Origin of the sequence: Kamptonema animale CS-326, from assembly GCF_028330895.1 — a bacterium.
Lineage (GTDB): Bacteria > Cyanobacteriota > Cyanobacteriia > Cyanobacteriales > Microcoleaceae > Kamptonema > Kamptonema formosum.
On sequence record NZ_JAQMUA010000481.1, the window covers coordinates 1 to 4,109 of the forward strand.

Sequence of the window (4,109 nt, forward strand, 5' to 3'; positions counted from 1 at the left end):
ACATCCCAGGAGATAGAAAGTGAATATTTTTGGCATTGGTCTACCGGAGATGGGCGTAATTTTGGTAGTAGCCCTGTTGATATTCGGCCCGAAGAAGTTGCCAGAAATCGGTCGTAGTATGGGAAAAGCCCTTCGCGGATTTCAGGACGCTTCGCGAGATTTTGAATCAGAGTTTAAGCGAGAAGCACAGCAGCTAGAGGAGGCGGTAGCAATTACGAAGCCTGAAGCTGAAAAAGTGACCGCAACTCCTAAAGACGACATTACTGGCAGTTAAGCACTCAAGATCATGAACGAGGCTACACCGCCGAAGGTTTTGGTAATTCCCCAGTTGATAGTTGGCCTGGGGAATCCAGAACCCAAATATAACCGCACCCGGCATAATATCGGTTTTGCCGCCGTTGACGCTTTGGCGAATTCTTGGCAAATATCGCTTTCGGAGAATCGCAAGTTTCAGGCGGAGTTTGGCGAGGGTATGGGGCCGCAAAGGGAGAAAATTCGGTTGCTGAAGCCACTGACTTACATGAATTTGTCTGGTCAGGCAATTCGTGCGGCGATAGATTGGTACAAGCTACCGCCAGAGTCGGTGCTTGCGGTTTACGATGATATGGATTTGCCTGTGGGAAGGTTGCGGCTGCGGCTATCTGGTTCTGCGGGGGGTCATAATGGTATGAAGTCTGCGATCGCACATCTCGGTACTGACAAATTCCCGCGCTTGCGAATTGGCATTGGTAAACCCCAATCCTCTAGCAATGATAAAGAAACTATTTCTCATGTTTTAGGCAAATTTTCTCTAGAGGAGAGCCAGTTAATGGATAAGGTGCTTAAACTGGTAGTAGAAGCAGTAGAGCTGAGTCAAAAGCAGGGGGTAGAAAAAGCGATGAGTCTTTATAATAGTCGCACGGTTGCAGAAACAATAGGGTGAGTTCTAGATTACCTAAAACGACTGCTTATGTCCGCGTTACTCGCCAGTCTTGGCAACAAGGCACTATTGAAGGCGAGGTGAGCGCTGGTGCTTTTGAGTGGCAGTTTCAATGGCGATTTCGAGAGGAGAAGACTTTGGTAATTGAGCCTTCTCAAGGTCGCGCTTTAATTCAGGAACCGTTAAATCGTTTTCTGGAAAAATGGGATTATCAGTTAGAACCTGGGGGCGATTATTCGTTTACAATTCGCGCTCAGTTTTAGGTTGAGAACTTTGTGAGAGTGCGAAAGTATTGAACTTACTAAAAAGTTAGCTAGAGGAATTTTCCGATTTTATTCCAAGGAATTTGGTTCAATATATTGGTGATTTGCTCGGACAAAACATTGACCTGGTTTCAAATTCACTCGCATCCAGGGTTTCCCGCTAGCATCTCGCTGAATCACTACGACTTCATCGGAGCCACCACGACCAAAACTAGCAGCTTCTATTAGCTGATTTTTAGTAAATCTTCGCACAATTTGGTTTTGAGTTCCAGGGGCACGACGACAGTTAAGAAGGGTAGTAATAACTATCCATGAACGGTGTTCGTAGTAAGCTCCTTCCATTTGTTTACCGTTGACATCTTTCCTCTGAATTGTGTTGTAATCGCCATTGCGATCTGGTGAGGGATTCTGGTCAATTTGAGCTAAGGCAATGGTAGAAATATTAGAGAGGAGAGTGGCGAGTGCGATCGCCTGTAAGCGACGAATCATAGTCTGAGCCTCTGTAAGTCTGTTTGTCAGTTATTATTCTAACTATCCGAACTGCTATTAAGGGTAAAAGATAACGCTCCGATCTAAATCTCGTGAGAGTAAGATCGGAGCGATAAGAGTTCAAGCTTGCTCAATCTCACGCGAGCGTTACTCACCATCAACAATTGTCAAAGCGAGTTGATAAATTTGGCGGCGAGGAAGAGAGGTTTTTTCTGCTAATTCTCGACTGGCCTGGGATTTCGTCACACCCTGACCGATTAACTCTTGCAACTGCGCCTTAATTTCCTCTTCCGACAATATAGGCGCTACCTCTGAAACACCCGCGATAACTATGGTAAACTCACCTTGGGGCTCGCGAGTAGCGTAATGTGCGATCGCATTTTCAACCGTACCCCGCCAAAATTCCTCATACAATTTAGTTAACTCCCTAGCTAGAACTACCCCTCTATCCATACCCAAAAAATTACCCAAATCTGCCAAAGTTTGGCGCAAACGGTGGGGAGATTCATATAAAATTATTGTCCGAGATTCGGTTTGCAAAGCTTCCAAACTCCGCCGCCTTTCCTTACCTTTTGCCGCCAAAAAACCTTCAAACACAAATCTATCTGTAGGCAATCCCGAACCACTTAAAGCTACAATACAAGCACAAGCACCAGGAATAGGAATTATCGGAATATTAGCATCCGCACAAGCTTTAACAAGTTCGTATCCCGGATCGGAAATTCCCGGCATTCCTGCATCAGTCACCAAGGCAATTGTTTGGCCTGCAACTAACTTATCGATTAACTCTGGAAGCCGCTGATGTCGATTATGTTCGTGGTAACTAATTTGAGGAGTTTTAATCTGAAAATGATGTAAAAGTTTACCAGTATGCCGCGTATCTTCTGCCGCAATCAAATCGACTTCTTGCAAAATTCGCAAGGCCCGAAAAGTCATATCTTCCAAGTTGCCAATCGGCGTGGCCACAATGTAAAGTATTCCTAGCTTTGAATCTACCTGCATCTTTGTTACTTCGTAATTTTAGGACTTACGGACTATCGGCTAAAAACAAAGGGTTGCGATTACTTCGCTGAGCTCGTAATGACAAAAATACGTTTAGGAGTTACACATGGGACTCCAGAAACCGGGTTTTTGAGAGAATCTGTGGGTAACAATGAAGTATTTTCGTCAAAAAACCCGGTTTCTTTGGTTGGGTGCGTAAATCCTGACTATGATTTTGCATAAGTCCTATTGCTAACAAAAATCATCTTCAGCAAACAATGGCTAAAAACGGATTATTTATAGGATTAGTAACCTTAGACTTCGCCTATTTAGTCACAGATTACCCCAGCCAAAATCAGAAAGTAGTCGCTAATGACTACACGGCTACTGCTGGTGGCCCCGCTACTAATGCGGCAGTAACATTTAGCTACTTAGGCAATCAATCCAACTTGTTAGGAGTAATCGGTTGCCATCCCATAACTCAGCTAATTAAAGCTGATTTAGGAGAATTTAACATTAACCTCATAGATTTAGACCCTACGCGCCCAGAATCACCTCCAGTTTCCTCTATTATTATCACTCAAAGTACAGCAGATCGCGCAGTAATTTCTATCAACGCTACCAAATCTCAATCTAGCCAAAATATCAACTCAGATATTTTAAAAGGAATTGATATCATCCTCATTGATGGCCACCAAATGGCAGCCAGCAAAGAAATTGCTCAAATTGCCAAATCTAACAATATTCCCATTGTAGTTGACGCTGGCAGTTGGAAGGCTGGACTTGAAGAAATATTACCTTTAGTTGATTATACTATTTGTTCGGGTAATTTTTATCCGCCCAACTGCCACAATAGCAAAGAAGTATTTACTTACTTGTCAGCAATAGGAATTCCCCACATCGCCATCACTTGCGGAGAAAAACCAATTCAATACCTCAGCGGCGGTATAAGTGGCATAATAGAAGTGCCTCAAATCAATCCTGTCGATACCTTGGGTGCAGGAGACATTTTTCACGGTGCTTTCTGCCACTATATTTTACAAGCAAATTTTATAGAAGCATTGGCGGCGGCGGCCAAGGTAGCATCTCATTCCTGCCAATTCTTCGGTACTCGCCGCTGGATAGAGAATAGACCTATTGCAAAAACTACGCTATAAATAATAGGACTTCTAACTTTGAGCCATTTTATCCTGGTCGATAACTAAATCCTTTTGAATTTATAGATAGCTAAATCCTTCTGAATTTATAGATAACAGGACTTACGCACCCAACCAAAGAAACCGGGTTTTTTGACGAAAATACTTCGCCCTTATCCACAGATTCTCTCAAAAACCCGGTTTCTGGGACTCCCTGCGTAAGCATTGGTGACAAGTTAAGAAGAGCGCTCGAAAGTCAAGAGGGACTTTCTCTAAAAGCTCAAACGTGTGAAACTCAGACTGGATGAGTCATCTAGCCCC

6 protein-coding genes are annotated in these 4,109 nt (G+C 43.6%); 4 read left to right on the forward strand and 2 right to left on the reverse strand.

Features of this window, described 5'->3' with window-relative positions; all coding sequences use genetic code 11:
- Positions 1-19 precede the first annotated feature (19 nt).
- From PN499_RS28025 to PN499_RS28035, 3 genes are read left to right on the forward strand one after another with little or no spacing between them, the layout of a single operon-like run.
- On the forward strand, positions 20-274 hold the full coding sequence (locus PN499_RS28025) for a TatA/E family twin arginine-targeting protein translocase (RefSeq protein ID WP_272036735.1): 255 nt from the start codon (positions 20-22) through the stop codon (positions 272-274).
- A 12-nt stretch (positions 275-286) separates the two neighbouring features.
- Positions 287-922 (forward strand): aminoacyl-tRNA hydrolase, encoded by a 636-nt coding sequence (gene pth / locus PN499_RS28030; RefSeq protein ID WP_007354007.1) that lies wholly within the window; start codon positions 287-289, stop codon positions 920-922.
- Positions 919-1,182 (forward strand): DUF3146 family protein, encoded by a 264-nt coding sequence (locus PN499_RS28035; RefSeq protein ID WP_007354008.1) that lies wholly within the window; start codon positions 919-921, stop codon positions 1,180-1,182. The genes pth and PN499_RS28035 overlap by 4 nt, the downstream gene beginning before the upstream one ends.
- Before the next feature lie 69 nt (positions 1,183-1,251).
- Here the strand turns inward: PN499_RS28035 and PN499_RS28040 are convergent, their stop codons facing one another.
- Both PN499_RS28040 and rsmI read right to left on the reverse strand, forming a co-directional pair.
- Complete coding sequence (locus PN499_RS28040) at positions 1,252-1,671, reverse strand: hypothetical protein (RefSeq protein WP_272036736.1); 420 nt, start codon at positions 1,669-1,671, stop codon at positions 1,252-1,254.
- Positions 1,672-1,818: 147 nt separating this feature from the next.
- Positions 1,819-2,673, reverse strand: a complete 855-nt coding sequence (gene rsmI / locus PN499_RS28045; protein ID WP_272036738.1) for a 16S rRNA (cytidine(1402)-2'-O)-methyltransferase — start codon at positions 2,671-2,673, stop codon at positions 1,819-1,821.
- Between the two features lie 257 nt (positions 2,674-2,930).
- Here rsmI and PN499_RS28050 point away from each other — a divergent pair, with 257 nt between their 5' ends.
- Positions 2,931-3,809, forward strand: a complete 879-nt coding sequence (locus PN499_RS28050; protein WP_272036740.1) for a sugar kinase — start codon at positions 2,931-2,933, stop codon at positions 3,807-3,809.
- Positions 3,810-4,109 lie beyond the last annotated feature (300 nt).